Origin of the sequence: Lentzea alba, assembly GCF_011067745.1 — a bacterium.
GTDB lineage: Bacteria > Actinomycetota > Actinomycetes > Mycobacteriales > Pseudonocardiaceae > Lentzea > Lentzea alba.
Window position 1 is genome coordinate 545,784 of record NZ_JAAMPJ010000001.1, and the last position, 23,942, is coordinate 569,725.

Below are 23,942 nucleotides of genomic sequence, written 5' to 3' on the forward strand. Positions count from 1 at the left end.
ATGCTCAAGCGTAGAGCTTTCGTCCGTCTGCCAGCATTTCGACGAACTGGGCGATCCTGCGCTGACGTGTTTCCGCGCGCTTGGCGTCGTGGATGCGCAACAGGACGGCATACCTGTTCTGGCTGTTCAGCGCCTCGAATGCCTTGGCGGCCTTGGGGTTGGCCTTGAGCGCCTCGATCAGGTCATCGGGCACCTCGATCGTCGCCGGTCCCGCGTACGCCGCGTCCCAGCGCCCGTCCGCCTTGGCCTTCTCGATCTCCTTGAGGCCCGCCGGCAGCATCTTGCCGGCCGCGATCAGCTCCTCGACCTTGCCGCAGTTGCGCTTGGACCACCGGCTGCGCGCCTTTCGCGGCGTCCACCGCTGCGAGTAGTAGGTGTCGTCGATCGACCGCACCAGCCCGTCGATCCACCCGTGGCACAACGCGATGTCCAGCGCCTCGTCGTAAGTGATCGTCTTGAGCCCGGAGCCCTTCTTGGCGTACTTGATCCACAGCTCAGTCTCTTGCGCGCCGTTCTCGTGCAGCCAGGCGTCGAACTCCGCGGGATCCTCGAAGAAGATCAACGCACCCTCCTCAGGCAGAGCGTCATCTCCTCATAGGGAACACCGAGTTCGGCCTCTTCGGGGCAACTTTCTTCCGTTATGCCCACGACCTGCACGTTCGCCCGTGGCGCCGCGCAGTCGAACTTGGCCACGACCGATCTCTGGAGATCCTCGGTGTCGAGCTCGAAGCAGTCGCCCTCGGTGGCGTTGGGCAGCAGGCACAGCGCCGCGTTGTGCCTGGTGTCGCGCAACACCTTGTACTCACCGCGCGGGCACTCGCCGTTGGTGTTGGTCAGCACCGTCCCGACCTTCAAGGCGGCTTTGGCGCCCTTGCAGTCGATGACGGTGAGCCCCAGGTCGTCCTCGCCGGGGCCGGTGAACTTCACGCAGCTGCCTTTCGCCGCCTTCGAGTAGTCCGTGAGGAACAGGGATTCCGGTGCCGCTGGCGTCGGTTCGTCCGCCTCGCTGAACGCCCACCACACTCCGAGGTAGGCCGGCACGGCGAGTACGCACACCATCACGGTCTGTCTGACGACCACGCCGCGGATTATGGCGGCGAAAACTGAGTGGCGCGCGACGACGGCTTTGGCCACAGTGCGCGTCATGCTGATCCGGCGGGAGACGCCCGCAGACATCGACGCCATCCGCGCTGTCACCAACCTCGCGTTCAAGAACGGCCCAGAGGCTCCGCTGATCGACTGGCTGCGTGCGGACGAGGGCTGGATCCCGGAGTTCTCGCTGGTCGCGGACGGCGTGATCGGGCACGTGGTGGGCACTCGCGGGTACATCGGCGACGACTTCCCGGCGATCGGGATCGGGCCGGTCAGCGTGCATCCCGACCACCAGCGAAGTGGTGTCGGCAAGGCGCTGATGCACGCCCTTCTCGGCGCGGCGGAGGCGCGTGGCGAGCGCGCGGTCATCCTGTTGGGCAGTCCCGCGTACTACTCGCGGTTCGGCTTCCGGCTGGCTTCGGAGTTCGGGATCACGCCGCCGGATCCGGAGTGGGCGCCGCACTTCCAGGCCCGGTTGTTCGGTGAGGTGCCGGCGGGGCCGTTCCGGTACGCGGAGCCGTTCAACCGACTTTGAGGACCTCGCCGTCGGCTTTGCGCGCGTGGACCGTGCCGTCGGGCTGGGCTGACACCGTGTCGATGAAACGTGTCTCGCTCAACGGTTCCCAGCCCGCACCGAGGCGGTGCACACGTCCGCCGATCAACGAGTAGACGCTGACCGTCCCATCAGGACGGAGCACCGCCTCGGGCGAGGCTTCGAGGCCTTGGGCGATCTCGCGCCACGCACCTGCCCCACCGGCGATCAGCGCGCTGCCGGAACGGAGGTACAGGGCGATCGACCCGTCCGGGAAGGTGATCGCGGACGGCTTGCCGACGGCGAACCCCGGCGGGCTGAGCGGAATCGAACCGGACTGGATCGATCCGGGCTGGCGGGCCCCCTCGGGGGAGCCACCCCCCATCCCAATCGTCTCAGAGGGGTCTGACAATTTCGCCACGCTGCCGTCGGCCAGCACGGCGTACACCACGACCGTCCCATCAGGACGCAACACCGCCTCGGGGTCGCCACCCACGCCCGACGCCACCAGCCGCCACGCCCCGTCGGCCAGCACCATGATCTCGCCGTGAACCGTCCGCGCGTACACGAACCGCCCGGCCACGGAAGGACGTCCGACGAAGGAACCGATCGTGCTCAGCCGCGTGCGATCAACCCAGACATCGCCGTCCTCCACGACGTACACGCCACCGCCGACGACCTCGGGCCCACCCTGCCAAGCCTGCCGGAGCATCGACTGAGCCCGCCCAACCGCCTGGTCGTAACGCTCCGGGCAACACGACCGCTGCACCGCGTCGGCGAGCAACCCCGGCGTCAGATCCGGCCGGTCGACTCGAACCGCGTACTCGAAGAACCGGCGCGCGGCATAGGAGACGTCCATGATCTCGGCTGGCGTGCCCCACCCCATCGACGGCCGCTGCTGGAACACGCCCAGCGAGTCCGCGTCGCCGCAGGCCAGGTTGTTCATGTGCGACTCGACCCACCCGGCCTCGAACCCGGCGAGCATCACCTTGTCGCTGACCTTCAAGGAAAGACCAACGGCGTGCACAACGCGGATCACGTCCGCGTCGTGCACGCCGGGGACCTCGCACGAGACCTTCAGCGGCAGGGCGTGCGCCGAAGCCGGCAGAAACAGCACGATGACCAGCGCGAGCCTGAGCACAAGTCCGAATTGGACACCCAGGCCCGCGCCGGCGCCACTCAGGAGTTGGCGATCAGCGAGAAGCCCAGCACGCCCGTCGCCGTGAAGTCGATGGCCGGCTCGGAGCTCGGCCAGGACCGCAGGTCGTCGGCGAACACGGACTTCGCGGAGTTGAACTCGAGCGTGTACGGCTTGGTGCAGTCGACGGAACCCGGCGGCATCTCACCGAGGTCACCGAACAGGGAGGCGTCGTTCGGGCCGTTGATCACGGCACCGACCAGCACCTTCGAGCCGCCGGACGAAGATCCGGACAGGTTCGCGGCCTGGTGGTGCGGGCACTCGGGGAACTTCGCGCCGACACCGACGATCAACGAGGTGCCCCACGCGTTGGTGCCCAGCGCGAAGCCGCGCTGCTGCGTGCCGAACGTCGCGTACTCCTTCGAGCCGGTCAGCTTCTGGTACAGCGCCGCGGTCGTGATGAAGCCGAACGTGCGCGAGCCGACGTCCCAGGTCTCGACGTTGGCCGCGGTGCGGAACGGCGAGTTCTGCGCGGCAACCGCGCCTTGCCGGAGCTGGCGCTGGATGTCGCCGACGACCTGTGCCTCGGTCACCTCGGCGCCGGGAACGCCCTTGCGCAGCAACGGAGCGAGGTCGGCGTGGCCGAGCGCGGAGATGTTGTAGACGTTCAACGTGTCCGGGTCGCCGGTGGCCAGGAACTCCTTGGCCCAGTGGGCAGCGGCGCGCGCGAACTGGCCGTAACGGTTGTCGTTCAACGCCTTCGCGGCCAGCGCGAGCTGGGTCGCGCCGAACTCCAGGTCGTCGGTCCAGGAGCCCTCGGGGTAGTAGGCGTGCGGGAACGCCGTGACGAGCTCACCGACGTCCGACGTCTTGGCCAGCGCGAACAGCGAAGCAGCCTTGTTCAGGTACTCGCACGCGAGCCGCGGGTTGCGGCGAGCCTCGATCTGCGCGGCCAGCGCGAACGAGCCGGCGACGCGGCCGACCAGGTTCGGGCTGATCTTCTCGCCGGCCTTGTTCGCGCGGAACACCGGCCGGTACTTGATGTAGTACTGGCTGTCGCCGGGCTTCACGTCGAGCTTGTCGTCGGCCTCGGGCAGGCGCCACACGTCGTGGTCGCCGACGAAGCCGAACTCCTCGGAGCCGGTGCCGATGCCGACCTGGGCGTACAGCACGCCGGTCTTCTCGTCCCACGCCTTGTCGAGCCACTTGAGCCCGAACTTGGCCTCCTCGTACAGCGCGTCGTTGTGCTTGTTGCGCAACGCCAGCAGCATCGAGGCGGTCGAGTAGGACGAGGCGTGGGTGAACTTCACGAAGTCACCCGCGTCGAACCAACCGCCCTCGAGGTCGACCTGAACGCCCGTGGGCTTCAGCGGCGCCGCGATCTCGTCGCCGCCCTCGCCCTTGAACACCGGCTCCTCGTAGACCATCGCGCTGCGGTCGGTGAGGTGCGCGGGTTTGCGGTTCAACCGGCCAGGGATGACGTGAGCGCCGTCCCGCTGGGCCTGGAAGAACTCGACGGTGTTGTTCGCGACCGGCTGGAACAGCCTGTTCAGCGAGTCGATCTTGAACGCGGTCGACGTCGCCGAACCGACCTTGATCCGGTACGTGCCCGGCGTCTTCACCTTCGAGAAGTCGATCGGGTGCACCGAGGGGAACTTGTCGCTCCACGAGCCCGTCGAGGCGCCCGTCTTGCCGGTCAGCACGGTCCTGCCCCTGCTGTCGACCACCGTGAACTTGGTGTCCGCGGCACCGCCGAGCACGTACGCGTGCTTCGCCTCGGTGGTGCCGAAACCGATCTGGTCCAGCCTGATGTGTCCGGCGGGGGCCGCCTGGGCAGGCGTCGCGACCACCCCGGAAAGCACTGCGGCAACGAGAACCGCACGTCTGATGCGCATGAGAGGAACTCCCGATCCAGGCCCGGCGGAAGCCTACGGTTAAGAAAGTTTCCTAATAGTTCGCAGCAGACTAGCCGTCCAAACCGGGCATCACCAGCCCTCGGGCGGTTCCAAAAAGGCGGAGGAGAGATCACGGGTCAGCGACAGCGAGCGCTTCACCCAACTGGACGTCGCCCCCGCCAGACCGCACGTCGGGGTGACCAACGCCTTCTCGGCGAGCATCGTCCGGGGGAAGCCCAGCCGGTCGACCAGCGTGAACGCCCGCAACCCGACGTCCTTCAACGTCACGGGCGTGCCGGGATCGGTGCTCGGCACCAGCCCCAGCGCCAGCGTCGTCCCCGCCTCCCACGTCTCGCCGATCTCGTCGAGAACCTCCGCGCCCTTGATCAAGGTCGCGTCGAACGCGATCGCCGTCGCGCCCGCCTCCCTGAGCAGCGTCAGCGGCGGATGCGGCGCGCAGCAGTGGACGATCACCTCGTGGTCCGCGAGAGCCTCGATCACGGTGGCCAGCACCCCGCGGGCGTCCGGTTCCGGCACGGCGGGCACGGTGCCGAGCTTCGACGGCGTCGGCAGCAGGCCCTGCAGCACGGCGGGCAGGCCCGGTTCGTCGAGCTGCACCACGACCTTCGCCTTGGTGCGCTTGGCGATCTCCGCGGCGTGCAACCGCAGCCCCTCGGCGAGCGACTCGGAGAACTCCTTGACGGCACCGCGGTCCGTGAGCACCCGATGGCCGCGCATCAGCTCGATGTTCGACATCAACGTCCACGGCCCGGCGGCCTGCACCTTCACCACCGAAGGCTGCGCACCCGCACGTTCCAACGCCTCGTCGAACGCGTCCAGGTCGCCGCGCAGGAGGTCGACCGCCCGGCGGTGGTCCCGGCCGGGACGCGGGTTCACCCGGTAGCCGGACGTGATGACCTCTATCGCGAGGTCGACGAGCAGGCCGGCGGTGCGGCCGATCATGTCCGCGCCGACGCCCCGCGCAGGCAGCTCCGGCACGTGCGGCAGCTCGGGCAGCTCGCCGACGACGATCCTCGCCGCCTCGTCGATGTCGGTTCCGGGCAGCGATCCGATTCCAGTTGCTCCACGCACCCGCCGAATTGTTCCACTGTCCTGCGGACAAGAGAGGTCTAGACCCATTGACGCCGTGGTCTAGGCCACTTACCGTGATTGAGCAGGTGCTGAGCGTAGGAGCACCTCCCTGTCCGTGGTGCAGGACCGCGACGCGCCCCGTGGTCCTGCACCACTCCCTTCCTCTCTCGCCGGTAGCTGAACCGGGTGAATGCGGGAGGAGCCGCTAACAGCGCGCCCCAGCTCACCGACCACCTGAGCGGACGTGGACTTTCACCGTGACCCACTACAGGAGAGTCCCGTGATCAGATTCGCTCGAAGGTCCATCGCCGTCGTCTGCGTCATCCTGTCCGCAAGTCTCTGGGCGGCTCCGGCCGCACAGGCCGCACCGCACTGGACGGTCCAGCCGTGCCACTTCGGCCTGCACGCGTACTGGCTGCCGAAGCAGGTGATGTCCGGCATCTTCATCAGCTGCACCACGACCGGGGACCGCAACCAGCAGATCACCGACGGGCTGGCGAGCGGCGACCCGATCCGGATGGCCAACGCGCTGCAGGCGGCCCTCCGGCAGAACGCGGACACGTTCCTGACGCCGGAATCGCCGTGCGAACCCGGCCAGGAAGCGGCGATGGGTGACGCCTACGCGAAGTGCGTGGGCTGATCCACTTTGCCGGACAAAGGCCGGCGCGGAATCTTCGCGCCGGCCTTCGCTCTGTCGTCCAGGCCTTTAACAGCTGCTGCAGCACCCGCAGCCAGGACCCGTGCAACCGCCGCAGCAAGAACATCCACCCACGATGACCACCTCCGGTGTTGAGCGATCAAGCAGTCGGACAGTAAGACGGCTCCAACTCCGCGTGACACCACCGCCAGAGTGATTACCCTTCCACGAATGAATGGTCCTGCTGAGATGTTGGCCGCCGACAAGGCTTCGGCCGCCCTCGGCATCGCGTTGGTCGAAGTGCGGGACGGCTACGCGTTGCTGAGCATGACGGTCGCCGAAAACATGATCAACGGCCACGGCATCGCGCACGGCGGCTACGTCTTCCTGCTGGCGGACTCGGCGTTCGCCTACGCCTGCAACAGGACCGGGTCCGTCACCGTCGCCGCCTCGGCCGACATCGACTTCATCAAGCCCGTGCGCGAGGGCGACGAGCTGGTGGCGGAGGCGGTGGAACGGACCCGGTTCGGCCGCAGCGGGATCTACGACGTCACAGTCAGGCGAGGGACCGAGATCGTGGCTGAGTTCCGCGGTCGCTCACGGACCCTGCGCGCTTGAGGCCGATGAACTGCAGCACCGCGAAGCCGATCACGGCGAGCCCCTGCGCCAGGACCATCGCGACGCCGGCGTCGGTGAGCGGGAACCAGCCCAGTTCGGCCGTGAGAATGCTGTCCAGGCCCCACACCAGATTGCCGATGACGACCAGCAGCACGATTCGGCGGTCCGGGGTGGCGCGAGTGCCCAAGGTGAAGACACCCACGCCGTAAACCACGCAGAAAAGACCGAGTCCGAGCTGCCAGCCCGTCGGCATGCCGACCTCCGGGCGAATCAGCACGGTCAGCAGACCGAGAGCGAACGAAGCGACACCGTCGAGTTTCAAGGCGAATTTCAACATGGCCCGACGATCGCCCGGTCAACGCTGCCAGAACCACGTCAAGCGCTGCCAACTCCTGCCATCAGGTCCGTCGCGACCAGCCGTGCGGCGGCGTTCTGCCAGTTGTGCAGGGTCCGCTCCGGCACCTGTGTCACGAACCACTGCAGCGCGCGACGGTCCTCGGCGTCCAGATCCTCGCGCTTGGTCCGGACCGAATACGGCCGGATTCCTTTGACGTAGTAGAAGTACACGGCGTTGTAATAACGCCATTCATCACTCGTGCCGAATTCGCCGTCCGCGGGCTTGAGCCGTTGAATGCTGGCCAGCAACATGCTTTTCAACTGCGCCGCGCGATCCAGCGGCGGTCCGTCGTCGGTCAACGCGATCAACGGGCTCGCGACGAGCTTCCCCAGATCGCCGTAGTGGCTCAACGCCTTCCGCGTCAGCCGCGCGAACTCGGCCTCGTCCTCGGTGATCAACGGACGGCGCTTGGGCAGCGACTCGGCGGCCTCACGCAGTTCGGCGCGTTCGGCGGCCACGGCCGGCACCGCGAGCCGGTCGACCACGGACGCCAGCGGGTTCGCGAGCACCTGGACCGCGATCGCCGCCGCGACGGTCGTGCAGGCGAGCAGTTGCGGACCGCCGAAGAGGATCACCTGCGATCCGAACAGCACCGCTGTGAAGCCGGCGATCACCAACGAGCGCAGCATGTCCGCGCGGATCGCCTCGCCCTCCTCCACCGCGTCGGTGACGGCGACGAGCACGCCGAACACCACCAGGTCGAAACCGATCGACGGCAGCGTCACGACGTCTGGCAGAAGTTGCAGGAGGAAGGCGGCAGCGGACAGCCCGAACATCACTCCGACGAGTGAAAAGTAAACGCGTTTCCTTATGGCTAGGACTGTCGACACGGCCAAAGGGAGCAACACGAGCCACGGCAGCCAGAACAAGGCGGCGAAGAACGGCACCATGGCGACCAGCCACCACTTGATCAACTCGGGCCGGGCGAGCAACAAGATCACACCCGTCCAGGCCAGCGCCGGTACCCCGAGCAGCACAGGATGCGGCACGACGACCGCCGCCGAATAGCCGATCATGCCCACGCCCGCGAACCACATCAGCGGCTTGCGCGGATCGCGGGCGAGCAGGTACAGCCCGAGCCACCAAGCGAGGCCGGAGACCAGCAGCGATAGGCCAAACACGGGTCAAAGCTAGCCCTACCTGCGAAACTAATCTTCATGCCGGTAGAGCTGACGCTCCACAAAGCGGCCGAGGAGTTGCGCCGGGGCGACCTCGCGAGCGTGCTTCGCGCACGTCAACGCGTCGCCGGGCTCGTCGGCACCTACCCGCACCGGCTCGATCTCCGCGAACGGCTGGCCGAGGTCTACCGCACTCTCGGCCAACCGGCCCAAGCCGGAAGATGGACCTATCTCTCCGAAGAACGCGACCCGGAAGAGACCCTGGCCTTCGAGCGCGCCTACCGCCGGGCCGAGTCCCGTCTGGTGGCGCTGAACTGGCAGGGCCGCGTGGACGAGGCTCCCACCGAGACCGCGCGAACCCGCCTGGCGTCGTTGTACCTGGAAGCCCGCATAGAGCTCCAGCACGATCTGGAGGCCACGCCGCACGAGGAGACTTCCTGGGGTGCCTGCCTGATCGTCATGGTCGGCGGCGGCTTCGTCCTGGTGTGTTTCCTGCTGGGCATCGTGACTCTGGTCCAGTTCTTGTGGAAGCTGGTCACATGAGAACGCTGTCGCAGTACGTCCGCCGCACCCCGACCATGCACGCCACCGTCGACGGCCGACCTCTGGTGTTCAAGCTGGAGCACCTCCAGCTGACCGGCTCGTTCAAGATCCGCGGCGCGGTCAACAAACTGTTGTCCCTCACCGTCTCCGAGGTCGTCACGGCCTCCGGCGGCAACCACGGCATCGCCGTGGCCCAGGCCGCCCAGCTGCTCGGCGCCCACGCCACCGTGTTCGTCCCGGTGACCGCGCCCGAGACCAAGACGCGGCGCATCGAAGCGTTGGGCGCCAAGCTGATCCGCCACGGTTCCACCTACGCCGAGGCCGCTCTCGCCGCCCGTGACTTCGGTCTGCCGTACATCGAGGCCTACAACGACCTCAAGGTGATCGAGGGCCAGTCCACGGTCACCCAGGAGATCGTCGAGGACGTGCCCGAAGTGGACACGATCTTCGTCGCCGTCGGTGGCGGCGGCCTGATCGCCGGTGCCGCACTGGCTTCCGGCGGCCGCCACGTCGTCGCCGTCGAACCCGAGCACTGCTGCGCCATGCACAACGCGCTCAAGGCCGGTGAACCCGTCGATTCCGAGGTGAAGTCCATCGCCGCGGACGCGCTCGGTGCGACCCGAGCAGGTGGGCTGTCGCTGGAAATCCTGAAGCAGCACCACGTTTCGTCGGTCCTGGTGTCCGACGAGGAGATCCTCGCGGCCCGCGACCGGCTGTGGGCGGACTTCCGGCTGGCCGTGGAACCCGCGGGCGCCGCCGCGTTCGCGTCGTTCCTCAACGGCGATGTTCCGGGCGAGCTGCCGTGCGTGATCCTCTGTGGGGCTAATTCGGAGTGGCAGGCCCGCTAGATCAGCTGGTCGCGTCGATCGTGGCGCTCGCCAGGACCAGGTCGCCCGCCGCGTCCTCGCGGTAGATCGCGACCGCCTGACCGGGCGCCACGCCCTTCAACGGCTCACGCAACGAAACCTGCAACACGCCGTCGACCAGTTCGGCGACAGCAGGAGCAGTGCCACCGTGCGCACGCACCTGCGCAACGCACTCGACCGGCCCGTCCAGCACCACGTGCGTGATCGGATCGGAAGCGGAGATCCCGCTCACCGCGAGCTTTTCGACCGAGCCCACCCGGACGTTGCCCGAGACCGGCTCCAACGCCAACACGTACCGGGGGCGGCCGTCGGGTGCCGGTCCGTCGATGCCGAGACCCTTGCGCTGCCCCACGGTGAACTCGTGCACGCCCGCGTGCCGGCCGAGCACCGCGCCGGTCGCGTCGTCGATCAACAGCCCCGGCTTGGTCTCCATGCGGCCGGCCAGGAACTTCTGCGTGTCCCCGTCCGGGATGAAGCAGATGTCGTGGCTGTCCGGCTTCTTCGCCACCGACAACCCGCGCTCGGCGGCCTCGACCCGGACGAGCTCCTTCGTGGTGTCCCCCAACGGGAACATCGCGTGCGAAAGCTGCTCGGCGGTCAGCGACGCCAGCACGTAGGACTGGTCCTTGCCCAGGTCCACCGCCCGGCGCAGTTCGGGACGGCCATCGACCATCTCCAGCCGCGCGTAGTGCCCGGTGCACACCGCGTCGAAGCCGAGTGCGATCGCCTTGTCCAGCAACGCCTCGAACTTGATCCGCTCGTTGCACCGCAGGCAGGGGTTGGGAGTCCGGCCCGCCGCGTACTCCGCGACGAAGTCCTCCACGACCTCCTCGGTGAACCGCTCGGCGAAGTCCCAGACGTAGAACGGGATCCCCATCAGGTCCGCCGCCCGGCGGGCGTCGTGGGAGTCCTCGATGGTGCAGCAGCCACGGGCGCCGGTGCGCAACGTGCCGGGCTTCGCCGACAACGCGAGGTGCACGCCCGTCACGTCGTGTCCCGCTTCGACGGCACGTGCCGCCGCCACCGCGGAGTCGACACCACCGCTCATCGCCGCGAGGACCTTCACTGCTTGACCACCTTCCGGGAACGCCTCATGCCTGCCAGACCTGCCGTACGCGCGCGCTCGACCACCGGGCCGATCACCGATGCCAACTCTGCAACGTCCGCGCGCGTCGACGTATGCCCGAGTGAGAACCGCAGAGATCCGCGGGCCAGCGCCGGTTCGACGCCCATCGCCAGCAGGACGTGTGAAGGCTGCGCGACGCCCGCCGTGCACGCGGAGCCCGTCGAGCACTCGATGCCGCGCGCGTCGAGCAGCATCAGCAGGCTGTCGCCCTCGCAACCGGGGAACGTCAGGTGCGCGTTGCCGGGCAGGCGGTCGGCCGGGTCGCCGTTCACGATCACGTCCGGCACCACCGCGCGCACTGCGGCGATCAGCTCGTCCCGCAGCGCGGCCAGCTCCGCGGCCCGGGAAGCCTGTTCCTCGACCGAGATCCGCACCGCACGCGCCAGACCGACGATCGACGGCACGTCCAGGGTGCCGGACCGCACGTCCCGCTCCTGGCCGCCGCCGTGCAGCAGCGGCGTGCACTTCACGTCCCGTGCGAGCAGCAGCACACCGATGCCGTACGGGCCGCCGACCTTGTGGCCGGTCATGGTCAACGCGGACGCACCGGAATCAGCGAAGTGCACCGGCACGGCACCCACGGCCTGCACGGCGTCCGTGTGGAACGGCACACCGCGGGCGGCGCACACGCGTGCGATGTCGTGCACCGGGTTGATGGTGCCGACCTCGTTGTTCGCCCACATCGTCGTGACGAGCGCGACGTCGTCGTCCAGCGCCTCGGCGACGGACTCCGCCGAGACACGGCCGCAGGAGTCGGTCTCGAGCCACGTGACGTCCGCACCCTGCTGCTCCAGCCACTCGACGGCGTCCAGCACGGCGTGGTGCTCGACGGCCGAGGCCAGCACGCGGCGCTTCCCGCTCGCCCAGTAGATGCCCTTGACCGCGAGGTTGTCGCTCTCCGTGCCGCCGCCGGTGAACAGCACCTCGGACGGCCGGGCGCCCAGGGCGTCGGCGATGTTCTCGCGGGCCTCCTCGATCGCCCGCCGCGCCCGCCTGCCGGAGGTGTGCAGCGACGAGGCGTTGCCCGTGGTGGACAACGCCTCGGTCATCGCCGCGACCGCCTGCGGGTGCATGGGGGTCGTGGCGGCGTGGTCGAGATAAGCCATCAGGTCTCAAGGGTAGCCCGCATGCGGGGCCCGGTCAGAATCGCTCCCACCACGGCCAACGCCGCCATCGACAGGTTCAGCACCACCACGCCCGCGGTCGGTGCGGTCGCCACCACGAGCACGCCGCCGATCCCGATCATGGTCGCGGAGAAGAGCATGTCGGAGATCTGCAGCGCGGCCGAGTTGAAACCGCGGTCCTCCTCGGGTGACGCGGCCATCATCAGCACGCCGACGCTGGAGGTCGCCATGCCCATGCCCGCGCCCGCCACCGCCCACAGCAGCGGCGTCAGGAACGCCGGACCCCACGTGGGTGCGATGAGCGTCACGGCCGAGATGCCGGTCGCGGTGAACAGGAAGCCGGTCCGCACGAGCGTGTAGCGCTGGATCTCCGGGTGCCGCGACGCCCACATCGACGCGCCCGCCCAGCCCAGTGCGCTCAACGTCAGCGGGATCCCCGCCTCCAGGGGCGAGTAGCCGTGCACGACGGTCAGCGTCAGCGGGATGAAGCCCTCGACCGCGAAGAACGTGCCGGCGAGCAGGCCGCGCGCCAGGATCGTGACGGGAAGACCGCGACGGGCGATGAGCGTGCCCTTCGGCAGCAGGATCCGCAGCGCGGGGGCCAGCAGCAGCAACGCCACCGCGAGCAGCCACCACGTGCGGTGCTGCAACGCCCAGCTCAGGCTCGCCACGCCGACACCGACCGCCAGCGCCGCGAGCGGCAGGTACCTGCGCAGCGGCGGCGTCTCGCTGTGCGGAGGCAGTTTCCTGAGCACCGGGACGAGCAGCACGCTGCCGAAGAGAACCAGCGGCACGATCGCGAGGAACACCAGCCGCCAGCTCAGGTGCTCGGTCGCCCAGCCCGCGACCGCCGGGCCGACCAGCGACGGCACCACCCACGCCGCGGACAGCGCGCCGAACACCGCGGGCCGGTCGCTCTCCGGGTACACGAGCGCGATCAGGACGTAGATCGCGACGATCAGGAACCCGGCGCCGAAGCCCTGCAGCACCCGTCCGACGAGCAGCACGGTCATGGTCTCCGCGACGCCCGCGACGACCAGTCCGGCGAGGAACAGCACCACGCCGATCAGCACCGCGGGCTTCGGGCCGCGCCGGTCGGAGAGCCGTCCGGAGAAGACCGTCGCGATGACGCTCGCCGCGAGGTTCGCGAGGAACGGCCACGCGTACAGCGCCTCGCCCTTGAGCTCGTGGACCATGGTGGGCATCGCCGTGCCGACACCCATCGCCTCGAAGGCGAGGAGCGTGACCAGCAGGAGGATGCCCGTCGTGGGCCAGCGGCGGTCAGGCGACCAGAGGCGTGATGGGGCGGGCGCGGTGAGAGTCACCCGTTGATGGTGCTATCTCCAGTTCGGTCGAGGTCAAGCGGTTTGATTGCTCTTCGGCAAGTTTCGCCAGTTCCCTGCGGGTCGCCGCGCGGCCGGGAGCGATCTCGTCGAGCACGTGCACCTCGACGACCAGGTCCCTGACCTTCAGCACCCGCCGGATCGAGTCGACGAGCGTGTCGCTGCCCACGAACGCCGGCTGCGTCGTGACGTGGTCGCCGATCCGGTAGCGCAGCACGATCGGCCGCACCGGCACACCGGCGTCGAGCGCGGCCTGGAACAGCGCCGGCTTGTAGCGCCCGGACGCGAGCCCGCACCACGTCGTGCCCTCGGCGTGGATGCCGACCGCGCTGCCGTTGCGCAGGCTCGTGGCCAGCTCGTGCACGGTCCGCGGCAGTTCGCGCAGCTTCTCGCGGTCGAGGTAGACCGTGCCGGCCGCCGTGATGATCCGGCCGAGCACCGGCCAGCTCTTGATGTCCTTCTTGGCCACCAGCCGGATCGGCTGCACCGAGTCGATCGCGAGCTCGTCGAGCCAGGACACGTGGTTGCTCACCACGAGCACGCCGCGTTTGGGGATCTCCTGGAACTTCCTGGCGCCGTGGACCCGCAGCCTCACCCCGAACGCGCGGAGAACGGCGTGGAACCACAGTCGGATGGCGCTCTCGCGCTGTTTGCTCGGCAGCAGGAGCGCGAGTGCGATCGTGACGCCGCACAGGAGCGCGGTGACGGCCGTGACCGCCCGCCAGACCTGCCGGAGCTTGCCGACCTCGGCCGGCGTGCCACCGACACACCCGTCACCGCAGGGCGAGGCGGGCATCCAGGCGTGACTCATGGTGTCTCCCCCAGGAAGAACTTGAGGTAGCGCTGGTCGATGTGATCCATGCCGAGCAGGATGAAGAGGTCGGCGACGCGGAAGTCCGGGTCGAGCGCGGGCCGTCCGCAGATCCACGCGCCGAGCCGCAGGTAGCCCTTCAGCAGCGGCGGCATCACGGTCCGGTCCGGCCGCGCGACCGAGTCGACGTCCCACGGGTTGTGCGGCGTGACGCGGTACTGCTCGGGCGCGTAGTGCTTGGCCTGCACCGTGTCCCACACACCGGCCGCGAGACCGCCACCGTCGTGCAGCGGGATGGAAGCGCACCCGATGAGCCACTTGTGGCCGCTCAGCAACATGTACCGCGCGATGCCCGCCCACACGAGGCTGACGACGGCGCCGTTGCGGTGGTCGGGGTGCACGCAGGAGCGTCCCGTCTCGACCGTGGTGTGCCGGATGTCTTTCAGGTTCGAGAGGTCGAACTCGCCGTCGCTGTAGAGCCGACCGGCTTCGCCGGCACGTTCGGGCGGCAGCATGCGGTAGCCGCCGACGATCTGGCCGGTGCGGTCGTCGCGCACCACGAGGTGGTCGCAGTGCTGGTCGAACTCGTCAACGTCGTGGCCGGGCACGCTGGTGTGCAGCGTCGCCCCCATCTCACCGGCGAACACCTCGTAGCGCAGTCTCTGCGCGGCGACGACCTCTTCGCTGTCCCTGGCGACGAGGAGGGAGTAGCGGGGAGCGTCCGCGTCCTGCTGGACGGGGGTGCTGACAAGCAGTTCCGGCTGCGTCATGCGAACCAGGGTGAAGCCGGGTCGGCGAATGACAGCAGGTCAAACCGATGACGCGTCAGTGGCAGTCGGGTTAACCCTCGGTACCCCGCCGCACGCTCAACGCACGCGGGGCCCTTTCGTACTGTGTGACAGTACGAAAGGGCCCCGCGTGTAGTCGGCTGAGGCTCAGCCCTTGCGCTTCTTGACCTCGTCGGTCAGCTGCGGCGCGACGTTGAACAGGTCGCCCACGACACCGAAGTCGGCGATCTCGAAGATCGGGGCCTCGGCGTCCTTGTTGACCGCGACGATCGTCTTCGAGGTCTGCATGCCCGCGCGGTGCTGGATCGCACCGGAGATGCCCAGCGCCACGTACAGCTGCGGCGAGACCGTCTTACCGGTCTGGCCGACCTGGAACTGGTGCGGGTAGTAGCCGGAGTCGACCGCGGCGCGCGAGGCACCGACGGCGGCACCCAGCGAGTCCGCGAGCTCCTCGACGACCGAGAACTTCTCGGCCGAGCCGACGCCGCGGCCACCGGAGACGACGACCGACGCCTCGGTGAGCTCCGGGCGGTCGCCGCCGACGACGGCCTCGCGCGAGGTCACGCGGGCGGCCTTGGCGGTGTCCACGGAGATGGAGACCGACTCGTCCAGCACGGCGTCCGCCGCGGACTCCTCGGCCTCGACGCCGCCGGGGCGGACGGTGATGACCGGGGTGCCCTTGCTGACCTTCGACTTGACGACGAACGCGCCACCGAAGATGGACTGCACGCCGGTGCCGTCGGCCTCGACGTCCACGACGTCGACGAGCCAGCCGGAGTCGAGGCGCACGGCGAGCCGGCCCGCGACCTCCTTGCCGTCGACGGTCGCGGAGACGAGCACCGCGGACGCGTTCGGGGCCAGGGCGGCCAGAGCGTCGACCTTCGGAGTCGTCAGGAAGTTGACGGCGTCGTCGGACTCGACGGCGTAGACCTTCGCGGCGCCGTAGCGGCCGAGCGACTCGCGGATCTTCGACGCGGTGCCGGGCGCGCCCACGACCACGGCGGCCGGGGTGCCCAGGCGACGCGCGGCCGTCAGCAGCTCGTAGCTGACCTTCTTGACCTCGCCGTCGACGTGGTCGACCAGGACCAGGACTTCAGACATTTTCTCTTCCCTCCCAATCCTTCTCAGATGAGCTTCTGGCCGACGAGGAACTCGGCGATCTTCGCGCCGCCGTCGCCACCGTCCTCGACGCGCTGACCCGCGCTGCGCGGCGGCTTCGGGGCCGCCTCGAGCACCTGGGTGTACGCGCCGGACAGGCCGACCTCGGACGCGTCGATGCCCAGGTCCGCCACGGTGAGCGTGGAGACGGGCTTCTTCTTCGCGGCCATGATGCCCTTGAAGGACGGGTAACGCGGCTCGTTGATCTTCTCGGTCACGGAGACCACGGCCGGGAGCGACGCCTCGAGGAACGCGACGCCCTCGTCGGTCTCGCGCTCGCCCTTGATCGTGGAGCCCTCGACGGTGACCTTGCGCAGCTGGGTGACCTGCGGCAGGCCGAGCAGCTCGGCGACGATGGCCGGGACAGCGCCCGCGCGACCGTCGGTCGCCTCGTTGCCCGCGATGACCAGGTCGACGTTCTCGACCGTGCCGATCGCCTTCGCGAGGACCTTCGCCGTGGCCAGCACGTCCGAACCGTGCAGCGCTTCGTCGCTCACGTGGATCGCCTTGTCGGCACCCATCGACAGCGCCTTGCGAATCGCGTCGGTGGCGCGGTCGGGACCCATCGCGATCACGGTGACCTCACCGCCGTGGGCTTCCTGCAGCAGCAGGGCCTCTTCGACGGCGCGCTCGTTGATCTCGTCGAGCACGGCATCCGCGGACTCGCGGTCAAGGGTGTGGTCGGCGTCGGTGAGCTTGCGCTCGGACCAGGTGTCAGGCACCTGCTTGACCAGGACAACAATGTTCATAGGTCCTCTTCGACCTCCTGCGGACGGGCGGCGACGCTTACGCAGAGGACTTTAGAACTGCGTCGCCGGGTGTTCACGACCCTGCCATCACCCGGATGTTACCCGCCAGTAGCAGCGGTGCAAACGGCAGCAAGCACCCCGCTAGCGTGACAGTTGTCACCCGTTGACGACACCTTTTGAGACTTAACCCATTCGGGCGACTACGCTGCCCCGACATGTACCGGCGAGTAGCAGTTGTGACCGACTCCACGGCCTGTCTCCCGGCGCAACTGACTGATCAACTCGGCATCGAGGTGGTCCAGATCCAGGTGCGGATCGGCGACCACACCGACGACGAGTCCCGCATCCCGGTCCCCGACCTGGTCTCGGCGATGCGTTCGAACGTGCCCGTGGCGACCATCCCGCCCGATCCCGGCGCGTTCTTCTGGACGTACAACGAACTGGCCGCACAAGGCGTCCGCTCGATCGTGTCCGTGCACGTGTCGGGCCGCCAGTCCGCGACCGTCGAGGCGGCACGCACCGCCGCCGCCCAGGTCCGCGTGCCCGTGCACGTCATCGACACCCACACCTGCGGGATGAGCATCGGCTACGCCGTCCAGGCCGCCGCGAAGGTGGCCGAAGCGGGCGGCAACGTGGAGAAGGTGCTCGCGACCGCCCAGCGCCGCTTCGAAGGCTCCACCGAACTGATCTACGTGGACACGCTCGAGTACCTGCGCCGCGGCGGGCGCATCGGTGCCGCGTCGGCGTTGGTCGGCGGCATGCTGTCGATGAAGCCCCTGCTGACCATGGCCGACGGCCAGATCACCCCGCTGGACAAGGTGATCGGCGCCGACCGCGCGCTCAACCGGATGCTGGACATCGCGATCAAGCGCGCGGGCACCGACACCGTCGACGTGGCCGTCGAGCACTTCGACGCCGCCGAGAAGGCGTCCCGGCTGCTGCGCAACCTCCGGCGCCGCGTGCCCAACGTCCGCCAGTTCATGTTGACGCAGGTCAGCTCAGCCATCGGAGCCCACGTCGGCCCCGGTGCGCTGGGCATCACAGTGTCGCCGGTCTGATTTTTGGGAACTCCAGGAGCAGTTCCGTGCGTTGAACGGGACGTAACGGACCACCTGGAGGACCGATGGCCTCGTTCATGGACAAGATCAACAAGTTCCTGCGCAGTCCGCAGGGCCACAAGCTGCAGGCCAAGGCGCGGCAGATGGCACAGGACCCGCGCAAGCGCGCACAGGCCGAGCAGCTGCTGCGCAAGTTCCGCGGCAAGAAGCACTAACCCTTGAACAGTGCGTTGAGCTCGCCGTACGCGACGCCGTTCTCGACGCTGACGTACGTGCCCTGGGTGAGCAGTTCTTCCGCTGCCTTCCTGGCGACGGCGTAGGCGGCCTCGGCCACCGCGGAGCCGAGGCTGATCCGCGCCACGCCCGCCTTCGCCAGCTCGTCGACGGCGGGCGCGCCAGGCCCCACCAGAACGTTGAGCGGCGCGGCAATGCCCTTGGCCAGCTCCGTGACGATCCCGAGGTCGGTCACTCCCGGCACGAAGATGCCGCTGGCCCCGGCCTCGAGGTAGGCCGCGGCGCGGTCGAGGGTGTGCCGCAGCCGGTCTTCCGGCTCACCGATCCCCCGCAGGTACACGTCGATCCTGGCGTTGATGTACAGCTCCGGCGCGGCTTCGCGCGCCGCCGCAAGACGTTCCTCCTGCTCCTGCACGTCCCGCAGCGCGCCGTCGAGCCCGTCCTCGATGTTGACCCCGGACGCGCCCGCCTCGACGATCGCCTTTGCCGTGGCGCCAACCGCTTGCGCGTCCTCGCCGAAACCCGACTCGATGTCCGCCGTCACCGGAACGCTGACCACCTTCGCGATCCGGGCGACCAGATCGATCACCCGATCGCGGTCCACCCTGTTGCCGTCCGGAGCACCGAGGGTCCACGCCACACCGGCGCTCGTGGTGGCGACCGCCTTGGCGCCGGCCGCCTCGACGATGAGGGCGGAGGCGACGTCCCAGGCGTTGGGGAGGGCGAGCGGGCCGGGCTGGTGGAGCGCGTGGAAGAGCCGGGTGCGGTCAGCGGTGGAAGTCATGATCAAGTGATATCAGCAGCCACCGGCAGAAGTCCGGCGAGTTTCGGACGGCAACCGAAGACTTTCGGACACCCGCCATGGGTGACCACGGTCAGCAATTGCCGCCGCCGGTCTGCCGCCTCCAGTTGGCGAGGTCAGTTGCTGCCTGCCTTGCGGCGCACCTCTTCGAACGTCCGCAGGTAGCGCTGGCGGAAGTCCTCCCGCTCCACCCACGTCGTGTGCTCGACGCGCTGGGGCGCGGCAGGCGGCGGCAACGCGGGAGCCACCACGGGTTCCGCCACAGGCTCGGCATCGGCTTCGGCGTCCTGCTCGGCCTCGGCGTTCCGCTCGGCGTCGGCGACCGGCTCACCCTCTGCGACCGGTTCGGTCTCTGCAGCCGGATGGGCCTCGGCAACCGATTCGGCATTGGCGACCGGCTTGGCATTGGCGACCGACTCGGCCGCGGCAACCGGCTGGGCGCTGGCAACCGACTGTGCTTCAGCGATCGACTGTGCTTCAGCGATCGACTCGGCTCCGGCGACCGGCTGGGCTCCAGCGGCCGGCTGAGCCTCGGCGACCGACCGTGCTTTGGTGAACGACCGTGCTTTGGCAACCAGCTGGGCTTTGGCGATCGGCTGGGCCTCAGCGACCGGCTCGACGACCTCAGGACTGTCGGTGCTCGGCGCTACGGTTGATTCGGGGGCTTCGAGCTCCCCCAAGGGGGGATCGAGGTCCCCATCCCGATCGTATCGAGCGGCACCGACAGTTTTCTGCGCCGCGACGGCAGGCTCCGCCATCTGCTCGGCCAGCGCCGCCAGCGCCGGTTCCAGCTGCGGCAGCCCCATCACCGGATTGCGGTGGATCGGCCGCGAGTCGTAGTCCTCGTCGACCGGCTCGACCGCCGCGGGCTTCTCCACCCACAAGCGCTCGACCGGCTCGTCCGACAGCGACGGCGGCGACGCCCCTGCCGCGTCCTCGCGACGGCGGAGCACCACGTACATGAGCGCTGCCCCCAAGGTGAAGGACAGCACGCACAACCCGAAGACGATCCCGATCGCCCCTGCCATGCGAAGGCTCCTAGCTGACGAGGACGTCGACCTGGGGGCCGAAGTCCGAGGGCGGGCCCCAGACGGGGTCCACGATCACCCGAGTGGTGATGACGCTCTCCACCCCTTGCTCGGCCAGGTACTGCCGCACCAGACCGGCCCGTTCCATCGCGAGCACGTCACAGCGGTGCGACGCCGTCTCGCCGTTCCAGGCGTGTGCCACCAACGTCACCGCGCCGCCCGTCACGTTGCGCAGCACGCTGGCCAAGCCCCGTCGCACGTCCTCGCCGCGGCCCACCAACGACGACGTGCCCGGCGCGAACGTGACGCCCTTGACCGCGTGCGACGTGAACAACTCGCGCACGTTCTGCTGCGCCACGAAAGGCGAAACCACCGCTGGCGCCGCGGGCTCCATCCGCAGCGGCGACACGAAGTCCGACACCGGCACCGGGCCTGCGTGCGACGCGGGCACGGCGGGCGAGGACGACAGCGCCGTCTCCAGTTCCTCGCCGTACACGGAGAAGCCGAACGCCGTCACGGACGCCGGCACCATCAACGCCCCCACGACCAACGGCACCCAGCGCTTCACGACGCGGCCACCTGTTCCGGGATGTGCACCGGGGCGACCCGGTCAGCGGCCACCGACAGGGCCGCGCGGGCCGCGGACAGTTGCGAGTGGACGACTCGGCGCAGCTCGTGCAGTTCGTCGGTCCGGTCGGCGACCTCGGCCAGCCGGCGGTTCGCCTCGCGGCACGCCATCTTCACCACGAACTCCGAGCGCGCCCTGGCCAGCGCCTCCTGCTCCTGCAGGTGTTGCGCGGCCTCGTTGCGGCGGCGGGTCATGGTGAGCTCGAAGAACTGCTGGGCCTTCTCGCGCTTGCGTTCGGAGTCGGCTTCCAGCGAGTTGCACTGCAGCGCGGTCTCGCGCAGCAACCGGTCGGCGTCGGTCTGGGCCTGGGCGACCGCCTCGGTGCACTCGCGCTCCACCTCGTCGGCGCGCTGGCGGTGCTGGGCCTCGAGATCGGCGCAGCGGCGCTCCATCTCCACCTCGCGGCGCTCCATGGCGGCGGCGCGGGTGGCGCAGTCCTGGCGGGACGCGTAGAGCTCGGACTCGGCCTCCGAACGCAGTGCCGCGGCCTCGCGTTCGGCGTCGGCGCGCAGAGCGGCGACCTCGACGTCGGTGCGGGCGCGCAGGGCAGAGCACTCGCGCTCGGCCTGCAGGTGCATCTCCGCCGCTTCGTCCTCGGCGAGGCGGAGCATGCGGTGCATTCGCTCGGTGGCGCCGGCGTGTGAACCGGAGGCGGATTCCAGGCGTTCGATCCTGGCGCGCGCTTCCTCCAGGTCCTGGCGCGTCATTTCCAGCAGCTTGCGCAAATCAGCGGCCTGCGCCAGAGCTTCGGCCCGATCCAGGCTCGTGAAGCGCAGCTGCTCCTCGAGATTCTCGATGTGGTCGATGACCTGACGTCGATGAAAACCTCGGTAGACAACGTCGAAAGCGGCGTGCAGCGGAACTAGTTCCTGCTCTTTTGCACCCATGGTCACCTACTCACTGAACCAGACCGAAGATTGTGCGAGCTTACCCACGCCAGGTGACCCCAACCAGCGTCGACAGTGGACAGAAGGGGCGCGTGTAACACGTGGAATAACGCAGGCTTGCTGGGCAAATGAGACGCTCGTAGATCAACTTTAAAGAACAGGCAGTCACCCGATTGTGTCAAGCAGGACGCCTTTCCGAGGGGTTCACTCCGCGCGTTCGCCGTGTACGGAAAGCAACCACCCAGGCGTAGATCACACGAATTGCCATCGATCGTTGGTGGCTAGCGCGATCACCCTTCGTTAACGTACTCGTTCGTGCCCACACGAGTAGCCGTCGTCACCGACTCGACAGCGTCACTTCCGACCCGTCTGGCGGAGCGGTTCAACATCATCACGGTCCCGATGCAGCTGAAGATCGGATCGGAGCTGATCGACGAGGCCCAGCTGCCGACGGACAGACTGCTGGAGGCGATGGAGGCGCAGATCCCGATCACGACCGAGCCGCCGGCACCGGACGCGTTCTTCTGGGCCTACCAGGACGCGTGGGCCAAGGGTGCGGAGACGATCGTGTCGGTGCACGTGACGCCGAAGCTGTCACCCACCACCACGGACGCGGCGAAGGTGGCCGCGGCCAAGTCCCGCGCACCGGTGTTCATCGTCGACTCGAACTCGTCCGGCATGACGCTCGGGTTCGCCGCCCTCGCGGCCGCGCGGATCGTGCAGACCGGCGGCGACGTCCAGCAGGCGCGCAGCGTCGCCGAGCGTCGCGGCCGCAACGCGCACATGCTGATCTACGTCGACACGCTGCACTACCTGCGCCAGACGGGCCGGATCAGCGCGGTGGCGAAGCTCTTCGGCGACGCGCTTTCGGTCAAACCGCTGCTCACCGTCATCGACGGCGAGGTCACGCCGTTCGACAAGGTCGTCGGCAGAGACCGCGCCCTGGGCAAACTCGTCGACAAGGCCGTGGCACTCGCTTACGGACGCGACGTGGACCTCGCGGTCGAGCACTTCGCCGCCGAGAAGGAGGGCCACCAGCTCCTGCAGTTGCTGCAGCAGCGGATCCCGCACGCGCGCGACGTCGTCCTGACGCAGGTCAGTCCGGCCGTCGGCGCCAACGTGGGCCCCGGCACGCTGGCCGTCACGGTCTCGCCGTACTGATCAGAGCCCGCTGGTCACAGGCTCGCCACTTCCTCGGCGAGCAGCAGGCCCGGATCGAAGCCCATCGGCGCGAAGTGGCCGGCGAGCTCCAGCGAGAGCACGCCCTGCAGCCGGGTCCAGAACGACAGCGCGCGGTGCACCGTCGGCGACGACGCGGGAAGAGCGGCCGCCCACGCGCGATTCGTGCTCAGCAGGGCGTCGAACGGGGTCTTCGGCTGATCCCCCGCCGGGTCGGCGCACACCTCCAGCAGCACCGCCAGGATCTCGTTCGAGATCGCGGTGATCTCGTCCGGCGCGTGATAGCCCGGCACCGGCGTGCCGTAGATGAGCAGGTACCGGTGCGGGTCGCTCAGGGCCCACTTCCTGATGACCGCGGCGAGCGCCACGACGGTGGTGCCGGCCTCGAACGCGGCGCGGACGGTGTCGGCGAGGCTGCGGTACGCGTCCCGGATGAGCGCGGTGATCAACTCGTCGCGGCCGGCGAAGTACCGGTACAGGGCCGGCCCGCTCATGCCCATCTCCTTGGCGATGGCGTTGAGCGACAGCGCGGACACCCCGGCCGACGCGATCTGCTCCCACGCGTGCCGCTTGACCTCCGCGCGCACCTGCGCCCGGTAGCGCTCTCGCGGGCTCTTCACCGTCTCCATGGTTAGACCCTCTCACGTTCGTTATTGACAGTCACCACGGCCTCACTCTAGCTTCAAGATGTCACCACAGTTAGAGCCTCTAACTACCGCGACGAACCTTAACGAACGAAGGAGCTCGTCATGTCTGTGAACACCCGCACCGCCGCTCACCCGTCGACGTCCGCGCTGGTCGCGGCCTGGGCAGCGCCCGTCATGGTGATCGGCCAGTTCGGTCTGCTGTCCGGAATTCCGATCGCCGTCGTGCTCGTCGCGAGCCTGCGCGACCGTCGCTCGCGGGCCCTGCGCTGGTGGACAGGAGCGCTCGCCCTCGCCTACGCCACCCCGCTGACGCTTTGGCTCACCGGACCGAGCGAGGCACCCAGCCTGTCGAAGTACATGAGCCCCGCGATGACCGCGTTCCTCGCGGCGACCGGTGTCGCCGTCGCCATCGCGCACCAGGTAGTTCGCAGGCGCACTACTGACAAGTAACC

At 68.8% G+C, this 23,942-nt stretch carries 28 protein-coding genes; 9 read left to right on the forward strand and 19 right to left on the reverse strand.

Features of this window, described 5'->3' with window-relative positions:
* Positions 1 to 4: 4 nt before the first annotated feature.
* Both G7043_RS02630 and G7043_RS02635 read right to left on the reverse strand, forming a co-directional pair.
* The gene (locus G7043_RS02630; RefSeq protein WP_242641826.1) at positions 5 to 562 is read right to left on the reverse strand and encodes a YdeI/OmpD-associated family protein; all 558 of its coding nucleotides are present in this window, start codon (positions 560 to 562) and stop codon (positions 5 to 7) included.
* Complete coding sequence (locus G7043_RS02635; protein WP_166043454.1) at positions 559 to 1,080, reverse strand: LppU/SCO3897 family protein; 522 nt, start codon at positions 1,078 to 1,080, stop codon at positions 559 to 561. Before G7043_RS02635 ends, G7043_RS02630 begins: the two co-directional genes overlap by 4 nt.
* 64 nt (positions 1,081 to 1,144) lie before the next feature.
* Between G7043_RS02635 and G7043_RS02640 the strand changes: the two genes are divergently transcribed.
* Positions 1,145 to 1,627, forward strand: a complete 483-nt coding sequence (locus tag G7043_RS02640) for a GNAT family N-acetyltransferase (protein ID WP_166043455.1) — start codon at positions 1,145 to 1,147, stop codon at positions 1,625 to 1,627.
* On the opposite strand, the gene G7043_RS02645 is transcribed toward G7043_RS02640, so the two are convergent.
* From G7043_RS02645 to G7043_RS02655, 3 genes are all read right to left on the reverse strand, one after another.
* Complete coding sequence (locus G7043_RS02645) at positions 1,614 to 2,765, reverse strand: hypothetical protein (protein WP_166043457.1); 1,152 nt, start codon at positions 2,763 to 2,765, stop codon at positions 1,614 to 1,616. The genes G7043_RS02640 and G7043_RS02645 overlap by 14 nt on opposite strands.
* A 38-nt stretch (positions 2,766 to 2,803) precedes the next feature.
* Complete coding sequence (locus tag G7043_RS02650; RefSeq protein ID WP_166043460.1) at positions 2,804 to 4,657, reverse strand: glycoside hydrolase family 9 protein; 1,854 nt, start codon at positions 4,655 to 4,657, stop codon at positions 2,804 to 2,806.
* A gap of 90 nt (positions 4,658 to 4,747) precedes the next feature.
* On the reverse strand, positions 4,748 to 5,749 hold the full coding sequence (locus tag G7043_RS02655; protein ID WP_313887676.1) for a methionine synthase: 1,002 nt from the start codon (positions 5,747 to 5,749) through the stop codon (positions 4,748 to 4,750).
* A 280-nt stretch (positions 5,750 to 6,029) separates the two neighbouring features.
* Here G7043_RS02655 and G7043_RS02660 point away from each other — a divergent pair, with 280 nt between their 5' ends.
* Positions 6,030 to 6,389, forward strand: coding sequence for a hypothetical protein (locus G7043_RS02660; protein ID WP_166043464.1), 360 nt, complete (start codon positions 6,030 to 6,032; stop codon positions 6,387 to 6,389).
* A gap of 228 nt (positions 6,390 to 6,617) precedes the next feature.
* A complete protein-coding gene (paaI, locus tag G7043_RS02665) occupies positions 6,618 to 7,004 on the forward strand; it encodes a hydroxyphenylacetyl-CoA thioesterase PaaI (protein WP_166043466.1) in 387 nt (128 codons plus the stop codon).
* On the opposite strand, the gene G7043_RS02670 is transcribed toward paaI, so the two are convergent.
* Together G7043_RS02670 and G7043_RS02675 are read right to left on the reverse strand one after the other, a co-directional pair.
* Positions 6,943 to 7,341: a hypothetical protein gene (locus tag G7043_RS02670; RefSeq protein WP_166043468.1), complete on the reverse strand. Its 399-nt coding sequence runs from the start codon at positions 7,339 to 7,341 to the stop codon at positions 6,943 to 6,945. The genes paaI and G7043_RS02670 overlap by 62 nt on opposite strands.
* 38 nt (positions 7,342 to 7,379) lie before the next feature.
* Entirely contained in the window at positions 7,380 to 8,522 is a 1,143-nt protein-coding gene (locus tag G7043_RS02675; RefSeq protein WP_166043470.1) for a hypothetical protein, read from the reverse strand.
* 36 nt (positions 8,523 to 8,558) lie between these two features.
* Here G7043_RS02675 and G7043_RS02680 point away from each other — a divergent pair, with 36 nt between their 5' ends.
* Together G7043_RS02680 and G7043_RS02685 are read left to right on the forward strand one after the other, a co-directional pair.
* Positions 8,559 to 9,062 (forward strand): DUF6584 family protein, encoded by a 504-nt coding sequence (locus G7043_RS02680; protein ID WP_166043471.1) that lies wholly within the window; start codon positions 8,559 to 8,561, stop codon positions 9,060 to 9,062.
* On the forward strand, positions 9,059 to 9,910 hold the full coding sequence (locus G7043_RS02685; RefSeq protein WP_166043473.1) for a serine/threonine dehydratase: 852 nt from the start codon (positions 9,059 to 9,061) through the stop codon (positions 9,908 to 9,910). The genes G7043_RS02680 and G7043_RS02685 overlap by 4 nt, the downstream gene beginning before the upstream one ends.
* A gap of 1 nt (position 9,911) precedes the next feature.
* On the opposite strand, the gene mnmA is transcribed toward G7043_RS02685, so the two are convergent.
* From mnmA to G7043_RS02720, 7 genes are all read right to left on the reverse strand, one after another.
* Positions 9,912 to 10,994 (reverse strand): tRNA 2-thiouridine(34) synthase MnmA, encoded by a 1,083-nt coding sequence (gene mnmA, locus G7043_RS02690; protein WP_166043475.1) that lies wholly within the window; start codon positions 10,992 to 10,994, stop codon positions 9,912 to 9,914.
* The gene (locus G7043_RS02695; protein WP_166043477.1) at positions 10,991 to 12,160 is read right to left on the reverse strand and encodes a cysteine desulfurase family protein; all 1,170 of its coding nucleotides are present in this window, start codon (positions 12,158 to 12,160) and stop codon (positions 10,991 to 10,993) included. Before G7043_RS02695 ends, mnmA begins: the two co-directional genes overlap by 4 nt.
* Complete coding sequence (locus G7043_RS02700) at positions 12,160 to 13,503, reverse strand: MFS transporter (RefSeq protein WP_166043479.1); 1,344 nt, start codon at positions 13,501 to 13,503, stop codon at positions 12,160 to 12,162. The genes G7043_RS02695 and G7043_RS02700 overlap by 1 nt, the downstream gene beginning before the upstream one ends.
* The gene (locus tag G7043_RS02705; protein WP_166043481.1) at positions 13,460 to 14,332 is read right to left on the reverse strand and encodes a lysophospholipid acyltransferase family protein; all 873 of its coding nucleotides are present in this window, start codon (positions 14,330 to 14,332) and stop codon (positions 13,460 to 13,462) included. The genes G7043_RS02700 and G7043_RS02705 overlap by 44 nt, the downstream gene beginning before the upstream one ends.
* Positions 14,329 to 15,102: a GNAT family N-acetyltransferase gene (locus G7043_RS02710; protein ID WP_166043483.1), complete on the reverse strand. Its 774-nt coding sequence runs from the start codon at positions 15,100 to 15,102 to the stop codon at positions 14,329 to 14,331. Before G7043_RS02710 ends, G7043_RS02705 begins: the two co-directional genes overlap by 4 nt.
* A 165-nt stretch (positions 15,103 to 15,267) precedes the next feature.
* Positions 15,268 to 16,221: an electron transfer flavoprotein subunit alpha/FixB family protein gene (locus G7043_RS02715; RefSeq protein ID WP_166043485.1), complete on the reverse strand. Its 954-nt coding sequence runs from the start codon at positions 16,219 to 16,221 to the stop codon at positions 15,268 to 15,270.
* A gap of 23 nt (positions 16,222 to 16,244) precedes the next feature.
* Entirely contained in the window at positions 16,245 to 17,027 is a 783-nt protein-coding gene (locus G7043_RS02720; protein ID WP_166043487.1) for an electron transfer flavoprotein subunit beta/FixA family protein, read from the reverse strand.
* 215 nt (positions 17,028 to 17,242) lie between these two features.
* On the opposite strand from G7043_RS02720, the gene G7043_RS02725 reads away from it, so the two are divergent.
* Together G7043_RS02725 and G7043_RS02730 are read left to right on the forward strand one after the other, a co-directional pair.
* Positions 17,243 to 18,085, forward strand: coding sequence for a DegV family protein (locus G7043_RS02725; protein ID WP_166043489.1), 843 nt, complete (start codon positions 17,243 to 17,245; stop codon positions 18,083 to 18,085).
* 65 nt (positions 18,086 to 18,150) lie between these two features.
* Complete coding sequence (locus tag G7043_RS02730) at positions 18,151 to 18,300, forward strand: hypothetical protein (protein ID WP_166043491.1); 150 nt, start codon at positions 18,151 to 18,153, stop codon at positions 18,298 to 18,300.
* Here G7043_RS02730 and G7043_RS02735 read toward each other — a convergent pair.
* The 4 genes from G7043_RS02735 to G7043_RS02750 all read right to left on the reverse strand — a co-directional run bounded on the left by G7043_RS02735 (position 18,297) and on the right by G7043_RS02750 (position 21,664).
* The gene (locus G7043_RS02735; protein ID WP_166043493.1) at positions 18,297 to 19,103 is read right to left on the reverse strand and encodes an isocitrate lyase/PEP mutase family protein; all 807 of its coding nucleotides are present in this window, start codon (positions 19,101 to 19,103) and stop codon (positions 18,297 to 18,299) included. The two genes, G7043_RS02730 and G7043_RS02735, sit on opposite strands and share 4 nt — an antisense overlap.
* 134 nt (positions 19,104 to 19,237) lie before the next feature.
* Positions 19,238 to 20,149: a hypothetical protein gene (locus G7043_RS02740; protein ID WP_166043495.1), complete on the reverse strand. Its 912-nt coding sequence runs from the start codon at positions 20,147 to 20,149 to the stop codon at positions 19,238 to 19,240.
* Between the two features lie 10 nt (positions 20,150 to 20,159).
* Positions 20,160 to 20,717: a hypothetical protein gene (locus tag G7043_RS02745; RefSeq protein WP_166043497.1), complete on the reverse strand. Its 558-nt coding sequence runs from the start codon at positions 20,715 to 20,717 to the stop codon at positions 20,160 to 20,162.
* A complete protein-coding gene (locus G7043_RS02750) occupies positions 20,714 to 21,664 on the reverse strand; it encodes a hypothetical protein (RefSeq protein ID WP_166043499.1) in 951 nt (316 codons plus the stop codon). Before G7043_RS02750 ends, G7043_RS02745 begins: the two co-directional genes overlap by 4 nt.
* Positions 21,665 to 21,979: 315 nt before the next feature.
* Between G7043_RS02750 and G7043_RS02755 the strand changes: the two genes are divergently transcribed.
* The gene (locus G7043_RS02755; RefSeq protein WP_166043501.1) at positions 21,980 to 22,825 is read left to right on the forward strand and encodes a DegV family protein; all 846 of its coding nucleotides are present in this window, start codon (positions 21,980 to 21,982) and stop codon (positions 22,823 to 22,825) included.
* A 14-nt stretch (positions 22,826 to 22,839) separates the two neighbouring features.
* On the opposite strand, the gene G7043_RS02760 is transcribed toward G7043_RS02755, so the two are convergent.
* A complete protein-coding gene (locus tag G7043_RS02760; RefSeq protein ID WP_166043503.1) occupies positions 22,840 to 23,472 on the reverse strand; it encodes a TetR/AcrR family transcriptional regulator in 633 nt (210 codons plus the stop codon).
* 120 nt (positions 23,473 to 23,592) lie between these two features.
* On the opposite strand from G7043_RS02760, the gene G7043_RS02765 reads away from it, so the two are divergent.
* Positions 23,593 to 23,940, forward strand: a complete 348-nt coding sequence (locus tag G7043_RS02765) for a hypothetical protein (protein WP_166043504.1) — start codon at positions 23,593 to 23,595, stop codon at positions 23,938 to 23,940.
* Positions 23,941 to 23,942 lie beyond the last annotated feature (2 nt).

Excerpts from the sequence above, each read along its gene's own strand:
- G7043_RS02640 (WP_166043455.1), top strand. The coding sequence starts at position 1,145 with ATGCTGATCCGGCGGGAGACGCCCGCAGACATCGACGCCATCCGCGCT.
- G7043_RS02650 (WP_166043460.1), bottom strand. The coding sequence starts at position 4,657 with ATGCGCATCAGACGTGCGGTTCTCGTTGCCGCAGTGCTTTCCGGGGTG.
- paaI (WP_166043466.1), top strand. The coding sequence starts at position 6,618 with ATGAATGGTCCTGCTGAGATGTTGGCCGCCGACAAGGCTTCGGCCGCC.
- G7043_RS02670 (WP_166043468.1), bottom strand. The coding sequence starts at position 7,341 with ATGTTGAAATTCGCCTTGAAACTCGACGGTGTCGCTTCGTTCGCTCTC.
- G7043_RS02680 (WP_166043471.1), top strand. The coding sequence starts at position 8,559 with ATGCCGGTAGAGCTGACGCTCCACAAAGCGGCCGAGGAGTTGCGCCGG.
- G7043_RS02685 (WP_166043473.1), top strand. The coding sequence starts at position 9,059 with ATGAGAACGCTGTCGCAGTACGTCCGCCGCACCCCGACCATGCACGCC.
- G7043_RS02695 (WP_166043477.1), bottom strand. The coding sequence starts at position 12,160 with ATGGCTTATCTCGACCACGCCGCCACGACCCCCATGCACCCGCAGGCG.
- G7043_RS02705 (WP_166043481.1), bottom strand. The coding sequence starts at position 14,332 with ATGAGTCACGCCTGGATGCCCGCCTCGCCCTGCGGTGACGGGTGTGTC.
- G7043_RS02710 (WP_166043483.1), bottom strand. The coding sequence starts at position 15,102 with ATGACGCAGCCGGAACTGCTTGTCAGCACCCCCGTCCAGCAGGACGCG.
- G7043_RS02715 (WP_166043485.1), bottom strand. The coding sequence starts at position 16,221 with ATGTCTGAAGTCCTGGTCCTGGTCGACCACGTCGACGGCGAGGTCAAG.
- G7043_RS02720 (WP_166043487.1), bottom strand. The coding sequence starts at position 17,027 with ATGAACATTGTTGTCCTGGTCAAGCAGGTGCCTGACACCTGGTCCGAG.
- G7043_RS02725 (WP_166043489.1), top strand. The coding sequence starts at position 17,243 with ATGTACCGGCGAGTAGCAGTTGTGACCGACTCCACGGCCTGTCTCCCG.
- G7043_RS02730 (WP_166043491.1), top strand. The coding sequence starts at position 18,151 with ATGGCCTCGTTCATGGACAAGATCAACAAGTTCCTGCGCAGTCCGCAG.
- G7043_RS02735 (WP_166043493.1), bottom strand. The coding sequence starts at position 19,103 with ATGACTTCCACCGCTGACCGCACCCGGCTCTTCCACGCGCTCCACCAG.
- G7043_RS02740 (WP_166043495.1), bottom strand. The coding sequence starts at position 20,149 with ATGGCAGGGGCGATCGGGATCGTCTTCGGGTTGTGCGTGCTGTCCTTC.
- G7043_RS02750 (WP_166043499.1), bottom strand. The coding sequence starts at position 21,664 with ATGGGTGCAAAAGAGCAGGAACTAGTTCCGCTGCACGCCGCTTTCGAC.
- G7043_RS02760 (WP_166043503.1), bottom strand. The coding sequence starts at position 23,472 with ATGGAGACGGTGAAGAGCCCGCGAGAGCGCTACCGGGCGCAGGTGCGC.
- G7043_RS02765 (WP_166043504.1), top strand. The coding sequence starts at position 23,593 with ATGTCTGTGAACACCCGCACCGCCGCTCACCCGTCGACGTCCGCGCTG.